Below are 17,190 nucleotides of genomic sequence, written 5' to 3' on the forward strand. Positions count from 1 at the left end.
GCTCATTTTGTTATTTCAATCCACGCACCCGTGTAGGGTGCGACTACAGCTTCATAACCGCCTGTGTAGCCGTAATTTTATTTCAATCCACGCACCCGTGTAGGGTGCGACTTTCACGTTCATAGCGTTTAAGCCTTTCTATACTGATTTCAATCCACGCACCCGTGTAGGGTGCGACCACAAAAGGAGTACGGCAGTGCGGTTATTTAAAATTTCAATCCACGCACCCGTGTAGGGTGCGACTGTGACTTCGGTCAGCGGTACTACTAGCATCGAGATTTCAATCCACGCACCCGTGTAGGGTGCGACTTATACGTTTAGTTGTTGTATCAATGACAATCCAAATTTCAATCCACGCACCCGTGTAGGGTGCGACAGAGAGTACAGGGATGAATGCCTCAGATATTATATTTCAATCCACGCACCCGTGTAGGGTGCGACTGCCGTGCGTTGATTTGCACAACGATTCTGGATTATTTCAATCCACGCACCCGTGTAGGGTGCGACAGTGCCATTTGACACTGTTTTGTAAAAATAAAGTTTCTACAGATATAGAAAATACCATAAATTCACTCTATTTTCACTGTTTTTCATATGTTTTTCACGCGAATCTCCTCGCATTTTATGAGTAAGTCCGATTCGCAGAGAGAATCTATAACAGAAGGACTCCCTGATCTGGATCATAACTAGTATCTCGTCCAATAGTTTCCACTCGATTTTGCCAGTTTTTTCCTAGCATATAAAAGCGGATACTGTCCTGCTCCTTATCAATGATTTCCAATAATCTATTCTTTACTTCAACAAATTCTGCTGGAGTGACTGAACATTCGAAGACAGAATGTTGCACACGTTGACCAAAATCAACGCACAACTTGGCTACTTTTCTCAACCGCTTTCGTCCAACTGCTGTTTCTGTATTGACATCATAGGTCACTAATACCATCATAATATAGCTCCTATATCATAAACGGAGGATAGCTATCCAACTCGCCTCGAATAGCTTTTGCAAGTAATTGAGCTTGGACATAAGGCAACAACATTAATTTGACTTTTTCCTGCGTAAATGGATGTTCAACTTCTGTATGTTTTCGCTTTTGCCAGGCTTCAATGAAAACTGCTCTGCCTTTTTCAGTCAACAAAACACTTGCATTTTCTTTAATATCAAAATGCTTTTTCGTTAGCTGGCCTCTATTGATTAAGGAAAATACAAAACGATCAACAATGAAGGAACGAAATTCCTCAACTAAATCCAAAGCCAGACTCGCACGACCAGGACGGTCTGTGTGGAAAAATCCAACATAACTATCCAGACCAACCGCTTCAAGTGCTGATTGGCATTCATAGGTCAACAGACTGTAACCGAAGGAAAGTAAGGCATTCACACAATCCAACGGAGGCCTTCTACTGCGACCATTGAATTGAAACGTCTCCTTATCAGCCAAAACCATTTCGTTGAATAGGCGGAAATAGTGATTCGCTGCCTGCCCCTCAATTCCCAGAAGAGTTTCCTTATCCAGAGTTGTTTGGACCATTTCCACTGCCCAAGTTAGCTCTGTATTGACCTCTTCAAATAGATTTCCATCCACCCTATCTTTATGATCTCTACGAAATCGCAACAGGTATTTTCTGGAATTAGAGATTTTAGATAGAATAAAACGTTTGGCAAATTCCAGAGATAAAGCATCATCAGCTAAGCGATACTGTTGCCGTCTTAACAGAACATTTCCATTCGTCGGACCTACAAACCGGCCACAAAATCGCCCTTGAGGTGTATGGAAGGAAAGGTTAATCTGGTGTTCTGCACACAGTTCAATTAAAGACGGAGAGGCTCCTAGATAGGAAAAACACACAATACCATCTATAATGCGATAGGGAAAGCGGTGAACGGCAACGCCATTTTGCTTAATAACAATGTTGTCCCGCTCTCTAGTTAAATAAAAATCTTCCTGAGTCAGATAGAGTGTATTCAGCAGTTTCTTCATAACCCCTCCTCGCTTACCATGGATTGTTGGATATAATGAGCAACACTACGCGATTTTTTACTCAATCTAGGCATACAAATATCTACCAGTGAGCAAAGTTGGCAATTCTTAAAATACTCAGCCTTTGGCAAATCTCTTTTCTGATAAAGGTCATGCATTTGACTAGCTAATTCAACAACCAGATGCCTCAATTCAGCACTAATGCTAATTTCTACTTTTTTATTGACACTATGATAGTACAAATAGCCCTTATCAATTTTGCAACCAAGTGTTTCCTCCAAACACATGGTCTGTGCTACCAATTGAACAATATCCCGTTCATCTTTTTTCGGCTTACCACGCTTATATTCAACGATAGTTGGAATCCATTTACCACGTTTTCCACTCAGTGAAATGCCCGCCTCATCTTTATGGAATTCCACAACATCCAAAATCCCGTAAAGACCTAACTCCTGAGACGATACCTGCATCGCCCTAGAAATCAAGAAATCCTTACGTTTTTCCTTGATATAGGGATTGTCAGCTTTTTGATGAAGAAACTGACCGTGAGTGGTTGCCTCATTTTCAGCCCATTCTTGATAAATATGGATCAAAGCCCATTGACGTTTGCAGAACTGAAAATGTTGAATACCAGACAACATCAAATAATCATCTTCTGCATAGGCCATCTTACAATCCTTCTAAAATCTCAACTTTCAATCCCTTAACCTGAAACTCAGCTAGCTCTTTCTGATTCAGTCCAATCGCATACTCTTCATAGCTTGACTTGTCTTGTTTTTCCTTATCAAATTCTAACAAGTCGAAGACACGTGCACTGGAAACATTGCCCAGTTTATTGGAATGAGTAAACCAGAAAACCTCACGAACACGCATAGAGCCTTCTGGACGAGCTGATGACGCATCATTTTCAAATAGGGTAATCAGGGTTTCTTTCAAAACCTCCGCATCTTCTGCCGTAAAGCCTGTCTTCTCTGCAAAATAAGCATTGATAGACCCCTTGATAACATACACACCGTAGTCTACAAAATGCTTGGTTCCCATGGTGTCAGAAGAACGACCTCCTGCTTTCTTAGGTTCCACACCATTTGTACTTCTAGTAATCTGCAAACTAGAAATGATAATTGGTTCTAACGAATGAGCCATGCTAACAGAAACTGGACCACGGATAGCAAAAGAACGGTCCTTCAAATACGTGAAGACCTGACCAAATGAGCGAACATCTAGCCAGATTTGATTGGCCTTTTCATTGATTTCCTCATCTGATTCTTTTCCAGAAAATTGAACTTTGAAGCGTTTTTCTAAAGAATTTAACCCATCTTCAATCCGATCGTTTGCCTGGACAAAAATCTTATGCCCCATATCCTGCATCCGGTTACGAATTTTCCGCTTAATCGCAACATCACTAATAATCCCTTGGTTCTTAGCATTCGTACGTGGCATATTTCCTGATAAAGGATCGCCATTAGCATTGGCCTCACGTACCTCAATGGTCACCATAAAATCTATTTTCTGTTCCAACATTCTCTATTCCTCACTTTCAGTTTTTTCTTGTTTTGTGTAAAAGTATTGCTTCTCAGCATAATAACCAAATATAAAGCGATAGTCTAATGGGTCATTTATTCCACGTTCTTGCATCAAAGGCCCTAATAACTCCATGATTTCTTCCCGCTCTTTGTCCAATTTCTTAAAGATGCCCGGACTGTTTAACTTGACCGCCTCTTCATAAGGTTTGATTTTATTTGTCAAATTCATCATCAACTTAGCTGGTTGGCTGGTATAGGCAGTCCAATAACGTTCCGCATTGGTGATTCGATCATTTTTTGAACCGTCTAACTGATACCGTTGAAGCTCTAACAATTCAAAAATCGCCAACAATCGTCCAAACAAATAGGAACGATCCTTATTCTTGTGGTCTAACATCGGTGTCAACTCCTCCTTATTAGTTTTATGTAAAAGGGCCAAGGAAACAAATAATACCTTGTTCCATGTGTTCCCATATCTCTGACGTTGCTTGATATTGTCTTTTAATTTACCAAGAATCGTATCCGGAACATCTTTCCCGTCGATCATACTAGTAGCCAATTTTTGGAACTGATCACTCTTGAACTTGTCGTTATCCAGTTCCAAGAATCGACCTCTGTCTACCCCATAGGCTGCCAAAATAATATCTATATAACTCGGTGGACACTCAGCATACTCTCCATTTTTCTTTTTAAACGGCCAAGAATACTTGTCCTGCCATCTGTTGAGATTATCTAGTAATTGTGAGACAGCTAGTTGTCTAAAGTATTTAAGGGCAACACGACCATCATTTGTCTTGTTAATAATAGCAACATAATAAGTTGCTCCATCACCAAATTCTTTTTTACCGTGGATAAAGGCAGAGCGAATTTTCTTATTGACCTCTGTTACTTGAAATTTTGTGCTATCATCTGAAGATATTTCTCCAAAATCAAACATTCCACCATCTTCAATCTCTTCCACTTTCGGAGTGGTTATATCTAATTGAGTCTCATTAGTCAAATCATCACTAAACCAATTGATCAAATGCTGTCCTGACCCTAACCATGCGTGTGTATGTTCATTCTCCAATAAAAACTTTGCCATCAAATGAATCTTTTCCGAAGTCTGATTCCCAACTGTAAAGACTTCCTCTCGCTCCTTGAAACGTCCTTTATAGGTTTCAATGTTATTGCTGACAGAAATTAGTTTGGCATTGCCAATCAACCCGCGGTGTTTGGCAGCCAGCACTTCTTGCTTCCCACTAATATTACAGATGATATCTGCCTGCTGATTCGATTCCACATATGAAATGTAAGCCTTATGTAAGTCCAAATAGTTGGTAACAGAAACGGTTTGATAGCCAATGAATTGATCAATTTTAAATTCCAGAAAAGCAGTTGATAGGTCAACAGTCTTTTTACTATCATCACTGTTCAGATAGGTTACTTTTAACCCCTCTCTACTGGTTACTCTACTAAAAAGGGACTGGACAATCTTCTCTATAAAGTCATCCTGTAGCAGAAAATGCTGGATATGACTCAAAAATGTTTTAACTTCTTGTTCCTGACACTGAGAAATCCATTCATTCAACTGACGATGATAGGTATCATACTGTCCTTGGTCTATCTCTGAAAGATAGTAAGTTAATTTATCAACCAACGGGTGCGGAGCTGGATTTTTCCCCGCACGAGCCACCGAGTCAGAAGTCACCGGAAAGATGATACTCTCGCCATCAGCCATAAAATCTGCCTTCATGAAATTTCCTTCATTGTCTAGTAGGACGGCTATCGTATCCTTTCCACTTGAACGACGACTGGTATGGTAAATCGGTAGGAGGGGATTGGTTGATTTTTGAGCGTTGTCAACCCAGCCTGTGTCCTCAGCTGCTTCATAAGCCCGTAAAAGTGCTGTAAAAAAATCCATTAGCGACCTCCTTCCTCATTTTCTTGATCTCGTGAGTAAATATCAAATTCTTCTTCTACTGACCTGATGTCACCAGAGGTCTTAAACACATAATCAGAGAGAGTATTGACAATCTCGCATTCTTCTTGCTCCTTAAACCGTATGACACTGTTTTCCATGACGGTCTTTGTAAAATAGGAACGAAGCGGTTGATTAGACTCTGTTGGATAGGCAAATGAATGAAACATAATTCCAAAATCAATGGTCTTATCTGCATATTCTAATTTAGCTGTTTCATATTCTTCCTGGCTAATCGCTTCAACTAAACCAAGACATTCCCTGGTTCCAAGAAAGACATCTCGGCGTCCTCCTTTTTTAATAGACCTTTCCATAATCGCCTCATGTTTATTTGGCAGACGATCATGCACTAAATCTGGGCGATTTTCATTCCAGATAAAGTGAAATTTGACCAGGTATTCCACATTGCTGAGGTAAGAGACATAACTTAAGTCAGCTCCATAATTAGCCAACAAGGCTCGGACTCCATGAAGTTCCGTTTGAATTTGATTGACAATCTTCACTTCTGTCACAACATTTGTGATAGTTGGTTTATAGTAAACCGCATCCACCACACCTTTTAATGCCTGTCGAGTAGGAACGGCATAGCTTGACCTTTCTCCACCACCCTTGGTAGCTGGATTTGTAAAGAGAGCCAGGTCGCCCTTCACCCGCAGGTAAAAATTCCGTGAACGATACAAAATCAAGTTCCTCCTTTTCTTTTTTTATCATAGTAAAGATAGACTACAACAGAAATGTACAACCTAAGTAACAGGATAGCTAGCGGTGGCACCATAGCCTTCAACTACAGTAACCACTGACTAACTCGTAAAAATAATTTTTTTCAAATGACCGAAATTACTTATCCTTATTTCCTGAACGGCAAGCAAAAACCAAGTAAGCTACGGCCGTTAGAATAGCTGGTAATCGCTCCAACAATTTGTCTATTAGTTGAATCATATACTTCTGTATAGGTACCTCCTTATTGTGATATCTATTATATTATCAATATTGCAATTCATAGTAAAGTGAAACAATATTTGCATTGTTTGTTTTGAAAGAGAACATTATCTGTGGTATAATTAATTCATCATGGTCTTTATCCATGCGGATTGAAATATAGTTAAGTGGAACAGCACAAAGGCTGGCAGATCTTTCTATCTTACCTTACAAGATAGAGAGGTTTGCCTCTTTTTTTAATCCAAGCTTCTCGTCATCATAATACTCTTCTTGCAGTATTAAGACCTGTCCCTCCAAATAATAGCGAACAGCTTGTAATCGGCTATCATACTGTCTCAGATTGACTGTAAAGGGCTGTAGGCTCTTGAGGATTTGTTTGATCTCAACTAAATCTTGCCCCCTTGGATAAGGATTGCTTACCAGCCGTTCTTCCAAGTCAGCAATTTTCTCTGCTCCGTCACCATATGGAACTAGGACGCCAATACTATCATCTTTGATTAAATCTATTTTCTGCCCTGCCGTCTTGAATGACTGTCTGACTTTGCAGTTCGGACTTCCTTTGAAGCTACTTAAGCTGAGATAATCATAGACAGATTCATTGGTAGACAGTGGGTAATCAAATTGTGTTTTATTGTCAGCATAGTAACGTTCAAAAAATAAACGATTCAAGGCCCCGACATCAATCGGTGAACTTTCTTTTATCAAAATAGTTTCAGTCGCCTCTTTTTTATGCTTGATTTCCTTCAGATAGGTGAGACTTTCTTCCTCCTTGGATAAATTTATCAATGTTACCTGACCTAAATCACGTTTTCCTTCACGGTTACAGCGGCCAGCTGCTTGGACAATTGAATCTAGTCCTGCATAAGACCGAACTACTCGTTCAAAATCAACATCCACTCCTGCTTCAATCAATTGTGTACTGATACAAATTAGGGGAACATCGTCTTTCAATTGATTTTTGATTTCTTGTATGACATCTAGACGGTGCTGGGCACACATATTGGTCGAGAGATGATAAAGTGGTCTGTCTGTTTGGAATTCTAATAGGCTATACAGTTTTTCTACTGCTGGTTTGGTATTGAGAATGACAAGCGTGGAAGTTTCTTCTTCCAAGATAAAACTTGCTAAGTCAGACAATCGGGAAACTGCATTGCTTTCATCGAACTTGCGGAGTTCTGTCCTCTTAAACACCTCTTGCTCTTCAGCGGTTAAGGTGACAATATCTGCCTGCTCTGCTATTTCCCCACCATATAAGAGTCGGTGGCTTATAGAAACCGAATCATAGGCAGGTTGAGTCGCTGTACAGAGGACAACTGTAGCCCCCATGACACGACTCAAAAAATTCATGGTCAGATTAAAGAGCGTGGTGACCTCAATAGGAAGGGACTGGACTTCATCTAAAATCAAGATGCTGTTTGCTAAGCTGGAGAAGCGTCTGATATTAGCTGACTTGGTCTTAAAGAGGGTTTGAAAGAACTGGACCATGGTGGTAAGGACAACTGGGCTATCCCAGGTATCAATCAGGTAGTCGATCATTAGACCATTGACTGTTTCCTCTCCATACTCCTCATTCTGAGGTGTGGCATCTTGTTGTTCTCTGACTAGGTTAGAATGGTGCTCTAAGACACCCTCCTTGCCAATAATTTCCTGAATCGCTGCTGCATTTTGTTCTAAAACGGACAAAAAAGGCGTCATATAGAAGAAACGTTCTTTACCTTTCTGTGTCAGTTGATGAACTGCGTAACGAAGGGACAGGTTGGTTTTTCCCGCACCCGTCGGAAGATTGAGGCGATAAATACCTGAAGAATCAGTAGCTCCACGTTGTTTAACCCGCTCTCCCAAGGCCGTTCGAATACGGTTTAGTTCAGTGGTTGGATTTCTAAAACCTGCATAAACGTCTTCCACTGATTGAAAATACTTCTGAACGAGTTCACTATTTTCCTCAATAGTTTTTGGCTCGATAACAAGGTTATAGGCATTAATCGTATCCAAAATATCCGCATTCTTCAAATAAGACAAGTAGAGCCGAATAAAACAAGAACTATAAAAAGCCGATTCGCTATCATCGTTGATACATAATTTCGCCCAAGCGGTTTGAAAATTTCCAAATGATTTTGTCACTAAATCATCTACATTTTGATAGCCAAAGCTAGGTAGTTGTTCTTCCAATAACTTAGCATAGGCCCTTATATCTTCTTCATAATGATAGTCTGCTCGTGGCTGACCGATTCGATAAAACAACTTACTATACCGATATCTACCTGCTCCTTCCATATCCTCAGGTAGAGGGACATCATAAACGCCGTGGTGGGCAGATATAATGTAGGCTATTATTTCACGAAAAAGCTGGGCATCATTTGAGGTTTTTCCTGAACGCCGAAAGACTTGCTCAATCTCTTGAAATAGGTAACGAGCTCCCGCATACGAATGATCTACGTGTAGACTTGGCTCCTCTTTCATTTTTTTCTGAAAAAGCCTATCACTCTTGCCCAAATCATGATAAAGTCCTAGTAAGAACAAAATATCCCCTTGGCCAATCGTTTCCGCAGATGCTTTGGCCTCTTTGGCAACGTTGAACAGGTGGTCCTCTAGATATTGAAATCGACTTTCTCTTTCTCTCTTTTCAATATGCGCTAAATTCATTCTCATGCCTCCTGTTTTATAGTATTATTTTACCATTTTCTGATATGTATAGAAAGCGTTTACTGATTTTTTAGCCTCTATTTTTTCATCGGTTTTAAAACAAAGTGCTATAATAGTACTATTACTAAATTACAGAAAGACCATTTCTATGATCACCAAAGAATTCGATACTATTACTGCTATTTCCACTCCTCTCGGTGAGGGGGCTATCGGGATTGTCCGCCTGTCTGGGACGGATGCTTTTGCCATTGCCAGCAAGGTTTTCAAGGGAAAGGACCTAGGCTCCGTTGCCAGCCACACCCTCAACTACGGCCACATCATCGACCCTGATACTGACCAGGTCTTGGACGAGGTCATGGTTGGCGCTATGCGTTCTCCCCGCACCTTTACTCGTGAGGATGTCATCGAAATCAATACCCACGGTGGCATCGCCGTCACCAATGAAATCCTCCAGCTCCTCATCCGCCAGGGGGCTCGGATGGCTGAGCCAGGCGAGTTTACCAAGCGGGCCTTTCTCAACGGTCGTGTGGATTTGACCCAGGCCGAGGCCGTCATGGATGTTATCCGTGCCAAGACCGACAAGGCCATGCACAATGCCGTCCGACAGCTTGACGGCTCCCTCTCCCAGCTCATCAACGACACGCGCCAGGAAATTCTCAACACGCTGGCACAGGTCGAGGTTAACATCGACTACCCTGAGTACGACGACGTTGAGGAGGCGACGACAGAGCTGGTCCGTGAGAAGACACTCCAGTTCCAAGCGCTTTTGGAAAATCTCCTCCGCACTGCTCGCCGTGGAAAAATCCTGCGTGAAGGCATCGCAACTGCCATTATCGGTCGTCCAAATGTGGGAAAATCCAGCCTACTCAATAACCTCCTCCGCGAGGAAAAAGCCATCGTTACAGACATCGCTGGAACAACCCGTGACGTTATCGAAGAATACGTCAACATCAAAGGCGTCCCCCTCAAGCTGATTGATACAGCAGGTATTCGTGAAACAGATGACATCGTTGAAAAAATCGGTGTGGAACGGTCTAAAAAAGCACTTGAGGAGGCCGACCTGATCCTGCTAGTCCTCAACGCATCCGAGCCCCTGACCGAGCAAGACCGCAATCTCCTAGCCATTTCCGATATGACCAACCGCATCGTCCTACTCAACAAGACCGACCTGGAAGAACAGATTGAAGCAGACCAACTGCCCGAGGATGTCATCCGCATTTCCGTCTTGAAAAACCAGAACATCGACCAGATTGAAGAGAAAATCAACCAGCTCTTCTTTGAAAATGCCGGTCTGGTAGAGCAAGATGCCACCTACCTCTCCAATTCTCGCCATATTTCCCTGATTGAGCAAGCCGTCCAAAGCCTACAAGCTGTCAACGATGGACTGGAAATGGGCATGCCTGTCGACTTGTTACAGGTTGACCTGACACGCTGTTGGCAGATTTTGGGAGAAATCACAGGCGATGCAGCTCCAGATGAACTCATCACCCAACTCTTTAGCCAATTCTGTCTTGGAAAATAATATCCACTATCATGTAAGGGAACTTACATGATTTTTGTTATATTAACACATAAACAATTGATTATGTCTGCCATTTAGGATATACTAAACAGTGAAAGGAGGCATTTCCATGAAAAAACTTATTATTTGTATCGTTCTTCTATCCTGCCTTGTCTTTCCATTTATCGGCTGGAAACTATATGCCTACCAGCACAATGCAATCACGTTAACGTCGGAAGCCGATTTCTACTTGGTTTATCCTGGGAAGGTCGAAGCCTTTCAGCTAAATGGACAAGAACCAGAGCTCATTCATACACAGAAGATGAGTTCGGAAAGCTATTTTGGCTCTGGTGAAAATTATGTCATAGACAATCGGTATTTGGTTTTTGCCAATGACCAGCAAAAATTCATTAACGATAATCTGATATCCATTGATTTCAATACTGGCACTGTCTTGCGAAAGCCAAGTCGGTATAGTAGCTATATCAGCGGTACAGATGGACAAGACTTTTATACGGCGGGCCCCTTTCATACTTTAGCCCAATTTGATAAGCAATTTGAGACAGGTCAGACCCAGGTATTAAACGATGACTTCATCCCAAATGCTCCGGTCATGGCAGACCAAACTTCAGTCTATTTAACTGGTTTTGTGAAAGATTTTTCTCAAAATGGATCGGAAGAAAATGTCCTAGTGATATTTGATAAGAAAGATTTTTCAAAACAAGAAGTTTTCGAATACGACAATACAATAGCAACTGGTGATGGACTCTTGGTCAATGGAACCATCTATCTACCTATTTTTGGCAAGAAAGTCTTAGAATACAAAGATATCCAACAATCTTCCGAGCTACTGACCTTCGATACAAAAACGAAATCCTTCTCAACCATATCATTAACTCATCCTTCACCGAGCACACTCCATGCTCTCAAAGACCAGAAGCTTCTCCTCATCGAACATCAAAATGGTATGTTTAGCCCACTTTCCTTTACTATTTACAATACCCAAACTGGCGAGCAATCCTACCAGACTTTGAAGGACTTAAATCCCCGTCCTCACTACATTGACCATATCCGTCAAATCGATGACAAGCGCTTAATGATTATTTTGGCAAATCAACTCCTTATCTATGATATGAAGAGTCAAAAAATTATCAGCCAGACCACTCTGTCAGAAGACTACGTTTCTGGAGTTTGGATCAATCCATAAAATAAAGAACTCGGCTCAGTTAGCCGAGTTCTTTATTCTTCATCTTGTAAATCCACACTTGGTACGGTTGTTGCCGCGTCGGTGCTGGCTTGGAAAAGCTCGACTTTTTCATAGCCAAACAGACTGGCATAGATGGAAGTCGGGAACCTCTTGATTTTTTTATTGTAGGCTGTTGCCACCGCATTGTAATCCTTGCGGGCAACCAATATCCGATTTTCAGTCCCTTCCAGCTCGGTAATCAAATCAGATACCTGTTGATTGGCTGTCAGCTGCGGATAATTTTCCGCCACCATCAACAAGCGAGAAACAGCCGAATCCAGCTGACTTTGAGCCTGATTGTAGTCACTAGTTCCTGCTTGACTAGAACCGATTTTCGCACGCGCATCTGCGATAGCAGTAAATATTTCTTCTTCGTGTTCCATAGCCCCCTTGACCGCCGCAACCACATTGGGAATCAGGTCATATCTGCGTTGGAGCTGGGTATCCACATTGGCCTGGGCATTTTCCACTTCCGCATGGCTATCGACCAGCCCATTGTATTGACCGACTGCCCCCATTCCCAAAAATAGCAGAGCGAGGATCGGGATTAGTATGGCTAACCATTTCTTTTTCATATAAATGTTCCTTTCTTACCAACCAGACGAGGCTCCACCGCCTCCACCACCGCCTCCAGACCAGCCACCTCCTCCGAATGATGAAGAAGAGGAAGAATGAGAGGAATGGTTGTCATGGTAATGATGGCGGTCATCTACCAGCATCCAAAGCAGATTGCCAGGACCACCGCCTCGACCACGGCTAGCCTTATCAATCATTCCAAAAATCATGAAGATTAGTATCAGAATTAAAAATAATACAAAACTATCACTTTCTGCACTGGTCCTTTCTTCCATAGCTGCCAGTTGTTCCTGACCCAGACTAGTCCCGTAGAAACGATCTCCTATGGATTGGACAATATAGGTTACTCCTCCGTCATAGTCTTCTTGGCGGAAAAATTCTCTTGCATTTTCCAGAATGTCCTTAGCTTCCACATCCGTCAACACCGTGGCAGCATTGTCTGAAGTTTCTATTCGAAATTCCCTGTCGGCTATGGCAATCACCAAGAGGATACCATTGTCTGTCCCTGCAAAACCAACCTGCCATGCACGGAAGGTTTCATTTGCCAGACTTTCAATATCCCCTGAAAGACTTTCGGTCACATAGACCCCAACCTGCAGTTGTTGCTCGCTAGCTGCCCAAGTCTGATTGAGCTGGTCAAGGCTGGCGATGGTTTCACTGGAAAGAAGTTGGGTTTCATCAACCACCGTCGTATCAATAGGACGGTCTGGAATTCCCTCAGCTTGTGCCAGGCTAGGCAGACCTAGACTGAACAGTAAAAGCAAGAGACCCAATAAATAGAACAGATACTTTTTCATACGGCACCTCCTCTGAACGAAGAAAACGCTATTTTTATATTATTGTATCATTTTTACTCTATTTTTCAAGTATTTCTACAATTATTTTTTGAAGTTGCGGAATGATTTCTTCTCGAAACCAAGGATTCTTTGCTTGCCAGATATTGTTTCTTGGAGAGGGATGTGGCAAAGGAAAATATGTGGGAAGGTAATCATCTGCATGCTCTACTCTCTCAGTCAGGTTCCTTTGGGATTTTTCCAAATAATAATCCTGAGCATATTGCCCAATCAACAAGGTCAATTCAAGCTCTGGAAGTTGGTCCAGAATCAGCTGGTGCCATTTGGGTGCAAAATCCTTACGAGGTGGATTATCGCCTGTTTTCCCCTTTCCTGGATAATAAAAATCCATAGGAAGAATGGCAAACTGAGCAGATTCATAAAAAGTTTGACGATTTACACCTAACCATTTACGCAGATTCTCTCCACTAGCATCATCAAAGAGGCGACCTTTTTCTTGTGTTTTTAATCCCGGCGCCTGTCCAATAATGAGTATTTTTGCGGTAGACGGTGCTTGGAAAAGCGGTTTTATTCCTTTTTTCGTAAACGCTTGATTTGCAGCGTCCTTCATGATAGCTTTCTCTATTTCAACTAGCTCCATTACGACCTACTTTCTTGACCATGGTCACATCTTCTTCTAAGGCACGGAAACCACATTTTTCATAGAAGGAAAAGGCTGGTAAATTACGTTCTGTTTGCAAGAGAATATGAACAATCTTTCTCTCAACTAGCTGCTCCTCAATTCTTTTTAGAAAGTCTTGTCCAATTCCTCGTCCTTGGTAATCGCGAGCAATACAGAGCTCTTCAATACGGTATTCAGTCCCCTCATACCAGTAGCGAATGTAACCAAGTGACAGACCTATCAATTTTTCCTGGTCAAACAAGCCAAAACAGAGTGCTCTTGAGTGTCCTAGTAAATCGCCTATGTAACGGTCTAATTGCTCCTCGTCAGACCAATCGTCATTCCATGGTTCCTGACTAAATACAGATAAAAAGAGCTGTTTGACCATTTCTATATCTGCAAGTGTGAGTTCTTTCAGTTCCATAATTCCTCCTAAAAAAGACGGGCAAACCCGTCTTGATCAGAACCTGTATTCACAAGTAAAGTGCTTTGATATAAGAGATAGTTTTTCGCTAATCAAGGCAGTTTTTTGAGACTGGGCTCAAGCCTAGCGCCACTTCTCAGAGTTTGGGTCAACATCTCAGCGCAGTGGTTGATTGCTCTAACAATCTGGGAGATTGTTAGAGGTAGGAAATAAAACAAACGAAGTTTGTGTCTAAACAGTCCAGTGGAGTGAAACAGTTTGGGAAACTGTTTCAGCCTGAGCCTAAAAATGAAAAAGCGAGGTAAAAAGGTTGGAGATAAGATTTGTGAAGCAAATCTCTGCAATTCGTGTTTTACACTCCAAATCCGACCTCTACGTCTGTTGCGAACAAGTTCTCTTCATTTCCAACCTCCAACAGTCACTACTCTGACTTAACGATTGATGCGAACTTTGTTCGCTCTATCTCCAACCTCCAAAGGTTCCCCGAACCTTTGGAGCTATGCGGGGGTGGGAGTTCAAAAGGTCTGGGAGACCTTTTGAAGTAGGAAATACAAGCTGACGGTAGTCAGATCACATAATTCAAAGTCTGTGGATAGACTGTTTCAGGTCAACAACTTGAAACGAAAATTTGTTGACGAACTCGTTTTGAGACCAATTGAGTTCTTTCTCACTCCAAAAAAACGGACGATGAATAGCTGAAAAAATAGCCTTAGATAAAAGTGCTGTACTGTAAATATGGGTTAGTATTATTTGATCAATTCATAGATAGCTTCTGCGTAAATGGCAGCGGCACGGTAGAGTTGCTCAACTTCGATAAATTCGTTGGCTTGGTGCATGGTATTGACATCGCCTGGGAACATCGCTCCGTAAGCTACACCACGTTTGAGCAAGCGGCCGAATGTACCACCACCGATTACTTGTTCGTGGCCTTTCAAACCTGTATGTTTTTCATAAACAGACAGAAGGGTTGCGACCATTGGGTCATCGATTGGGCAATAATGTGGGGTATGACCATGTTCAGATAAGCTGACAGCTTCCACGCCAAGTTTTTCCAAACCAGCCTTAATGGTTTCTGGGTTGGTATTTTTTGGATAACGGAAGTTGAGGGCAATGGTGTTGTCAGATGAAGTTTCTTCAAACTTAAAGACACCTGCGTTCATAGAAAGGGCACCCATCTGCTCATCGTAGATGGCTACGCCGAGTTTCTTAGCGTCATGGTCTTCCAGAAGGACTTGTCCTGCTAAGTCAAGATAGGCTTTAGCTGCTCCGTCAAAGGCAAATTGGCTGAGGAATTTTGCCAAGTAGGTAGCTCCGTTGACACCTTCTTCTGGGGTTGAACCGTGGGCTGATTTTCCGATGACGGTGACTTGAACTTGACCGTTTTCAAGGGTTTCCGCGTCAGCTTTTAGGCCATAGGCTGCTGTGAAATCTGCCAACTTGCTATCCAGATCTGCTAGGTCGCCAGAGATGATAGCTGTCGCAGACTCAGGCACCATGTTCTCACGCAAACCGCCTGCGAAGGAATGCAGTTTAGCAGCTCCGCTATTTTCCCCCGCAAAATGAAGATAAGCTGTGATATTGCCCTTTTCGCCGTTGATAATCGGGAACTCGGCATCTGGAGAAAATCCGAAATCTGGCAGGGGAAGGCCGACGTGTTCGAAGTAGTAATCCATGTCCGCCCAGCCCGACTCTTCGTCGGTACCGACGATGAAGCGGACTTTTTTAGAGGTCGGAAGGCCCAACTCCTTGATGATTTTCAAGCCGTAGTAGCAAGCCATGGTCGGTCCTTTGTCGTCAGAGGATCCGCGGGCAAAGAGCTTGCCGTCGATGATTTGCGGCTCGTATGGGTCAGTGTTCCAGCCACTTCCTGCTGGCACCACGTCCAAGTGACCGAAGATACCGAGGACTTCGTCGCCCTCGCCAAACTCAAAGTGACCTGCGTAGTTGTCAACGTTCTTGGTTGGGTAACCATCACGCTGAGCGATTTCCAGGAACTTGTCCAAGGCACGCACTGGGCCTGGTCCAAATGGATGCTGGGCATCTGCCTGGCTGTCGTCACGCTCGGAATTGATGCGTAAGAGGTCAAAGAGGTCCGCTAGAAACTCATCTTTGCGTTTGTCAAACTCTGCTCTAAAATTGATTGTCATGTGTTCTCCTTTTCAGTATCGTCATTTGGTTTATCTTTTATTACGTCGACGCAAGTGGAAACTTCGTTTCCCTATTTCCAACTTCAAATAATTTCATCATTATTTGAACTCGTTTTGCCGTACTTCAGTTATGCCTGCGGCTGTTGACACAAACTTCGTTTGTCTCATCTCCGACCTTCAAAGGTTCCCCGAACAGTTGTTGACACAAACTCTGTTTGTTTCATTTCCAACCTTCAACAGTCACTACTCGGACTGTTTTGACACAAACTTCGTTTGTTTCATCTCCAACCTTCAAAGGTTCCCCGAACAGTTGTTGACACAAACTCTGTTTGTTTCATCTCCAACCTTCAAAGGTTCCCCGAACAGTTGTTGACACAAACTCTGTTTGTTTCATTTCCAACCTTCAACAGTCACTACTATGACTGTTTTGACACAAACTTCGTTTGTCTCATCTCTGACCTTCAAAGGTTCCCCGAACAGTTGTTGACACAAACTCTGTTTGTTTCATTTCCAACCTTCAACAGTCACTACTATGACTGTTTTGACACAAACTTCGTTTGTCTCATCTCCGACCTTCAAAGGTTCCCCGAACCTTTGAAGCTAGTAATAAAAGTAAACCAAAAGACTAGATTAAAGTAAGTCTATTTTATCACAAAATGAAAGAGATTTCAGAATTGAAACAACAAAAACATACTAAGATTAGTAGTGAGGAAATCTCCGACGGGAGAAAGTACTCACTACTTTTTCTTTATGATAAAGTAGAGGTGTCTTGTTAAGTCGTAGGGCTTTTTGAC

The 17,190-nt window shown here is 42.3% G+C and carries 14 protein-coding genes and 1 CRISPR repeat array (1 of these 15 cut by a window edge); of the genes, 2 read left to right on the plus strand and 12 right to left on the minus strand.

Going from position 1 to position 17,190, the window contains the following annotated elements; genetic code table 11:
* Positions 1 to 507: direct repeats of the CRISPR family, unit length 32 nt; unit sequence ATTTCAATCCACGCACCCGTGTAGGGTGCGAC (it extends 914 nt beyond the left edge of the window).
* A gap of 145 nt (positions 508 to 652) precedes the next feature.
* From cas2 to cas3, 7 genes are all read right to left on the minus strand, one after another.
* A complete protein-coding gene (cas2, locus tag C1E99_RS05055) occupies positions 653 to 946 on the minus strand; it encodes a CRISPR-associated endonuclease Cas2 (protein ID WP_105206801.1) in 294 nt (97 codons plus the stop codon).
* A 10-nt stretch (positions 947 to 956) separates the two neighbouring features.
* Positions 957 to 1,982, minus strand: a complete 1,026-nt coding sequence (gene cas1c, locus C1E99_RS05060) for a type I-C CRISPR-associated endonuclease Cas1c (protein WP_105206802.1) — start codon at positions 1,980 to 1,982, stop codon at positions 957 to 959.
* Entirely contained in the window at positions 1,979 to 2,650 is a 672-nt protein-coding gene (cas4, locus tag C1E99_RS05065; protein ID WP_105206803.1) for a CRISPR-associated protein Cas4, read from the minus strand. Before cas4 ends, cas1c begins: the two co-directional genes overlap by 4 nt.
* Before the next feature lies 1 nt (position 2,651).
* Complete coding sequence (gene cas7c, locus C1E99_RS05070) at positions 2,652 to 3,503, minus strand: type I-C CRISPR-associated protein Cas7/Csd2 (RefSeq protein ID WP_105206804.1); 852 nt, start codon at positions 3,501 to 3,503, stop codon at positions 2,652 to 2,654.
* 3 nt (positions 3,504 to 3,506) lie between these two features.
* Positions 3,507 to 5,408 carry a type I-C CRISPR-associated protein Cas8c/Csd1 gene (gene cas8c / locus C1E99_RS05075; protein WP_105206805.1) on the minus strand — a complete coding sequence of 634 codons (1,902 nt, stop codon included), beginning with the start codon at positions 5,406 to 5,408 and terminating at the stop codon, positions 3,507 to 3,509.
* Positions 5,408 to 6,145: a type I-C CRISPR-associated protein Cas5c gene (gene cas5c, locus C1E99_RS05080; protein WP_161951155.1), complete on the minus strand. Its 738-nt coding sequence runs from the start codon at positions 6,143 to 6,145 to the stop codon at positions 5,408 to 5,410. The genes cas8c and cas5c overlap by 1 nt, the downstream gene beginning before the upstream one ends.
* Before the next feature lie 466 nt (positions 6,146 to 6,611).
* Positions 6,612 to 9,053, minus strand: a complete 2,442-nt coding sequence (gene cas3, locus C1E99_RS05085) for a CRISPR-associated helicase Cas3' (protein WP_238146212.1) — start codon at positions 9,051 to 9,053, stop codon at positions 6,612 to 6,614.
* Positions 9,054 to 9,195: 142 nt separating this feature from the next.
* On the opposite strand from cas3, the gene mnmE reads away from it, so the two are divergent.
* Both mnmE and C1E99_RS05095 read left to right on the plus strand, forming a co-directional pair.
* On the plus strand, positions 9,196 to 10,569 hold the full coding sequence (gene mnmE, locus C1E99_RS05090) for a tRNA uridine-5-carboxymethylaminomethyl(34) synthesis GTPase MnmE (RefSeq protein ID WP_105206808.1): 1,374 nt from the start codon (positions 9,196 to 9,198) through the stop codon (positions 10,567 to 10,569).
* Positions 10,570 to 10,678: 109 nt separating this feature from the next.
* Positions 10,679 to 11,755, plus strand: a complete 1,077-nt coding sequence (locus C1E99_RS05095) for a hypothetical protein (RefSeq protein WP_161951154.1) — start codon at positions 10,679 to 10,681, stop codon at positions 11,753 to 11,755.
* A gap of 32 nt (positions 11,756 to 11,787) precedes the next feature.
* On the opposite strand, the gene C1E99_RS05100 is transcribed toward C1E99_RS05095, so the two are convergent.
* The 5 genes from C1E99_RS05100 to pepV all read right to left on the minus strand — a co-directional run bounded on the left by C1E99_RS05100 (position 11,788) and on the right by pepV (position 16,396).
* A complete protein-coding gene (locus tag C1E99_RS05100) occupies positions 11,788 to 12,369 on the minus strand; it encodes a LemA family protein (RefSeq protein ID WP_105206810.1) in 582 nt (193 codons plus the stop codon).
* 15 nt (positions 12,370 to 12,384) lie between these two features.
* On the minus strand, positions 12,385 to 13,167 hold the full coding sequence (locus tag C1E99_RS05105; protein ID WP_105206811.1) for a TPM domain-containing protein: 783 nt from the start codon (positions 13,165 to 13,167) through the stop codon (positions 12,385 to 12,387).
* Between the two features lie 58 nt (positions 13,168 to 13,225).
* Entirely contained in the window at positions 13,226 to 13,804 is a 579-nt protein-coding gene (locus C1E99_RS05110) for a uracil-DNA glycosylase family protein (protein WP_105206812.1), read from the minus strand.
* A complete protein-coding gene (locus C1E99_RS05115) occupies positions 13,791 to 14,249 on the minus strand; it encodes a GNAT family N-acetyltransferase (protein ID WP_105206813.1) in 459 nt (152 codons plus the stop codon). The genes C1E99_RS05110 and C1E99_RS05115 overlap by 14 nt, the downstream gene beginning before the upstream one ends.
* A 746-nt stretch (positions 14,250 to 14,995) precedes the next feature.
* Positions 14,996 to 16,396 carry a dipeptidase PepV gene (gene pepV, locus C1E99_RS05130; RefSeq protein WP_105106782.1) on the minus strand — a complete coding sequence of 467 codons (1,401 nt, stop codon included), beginning with the start codon at positions 16,394 to 16,396 and terminating at the stop codon, positions 14,996 to 14,998.
* Positions 16,397 to 17,190: the final 794 nt, after the last annotated feature.

The sequence above is a fragment of the Streptococcus suis genome (assembly GCF_002964045.1).
In the GTDB taxonomy this organism is placed as follows: Bacteria; Bacillota; Bacilli; order Lactobacillales; family Streptococcaceae; genus Streptococcus; species Streptococcus suis_U.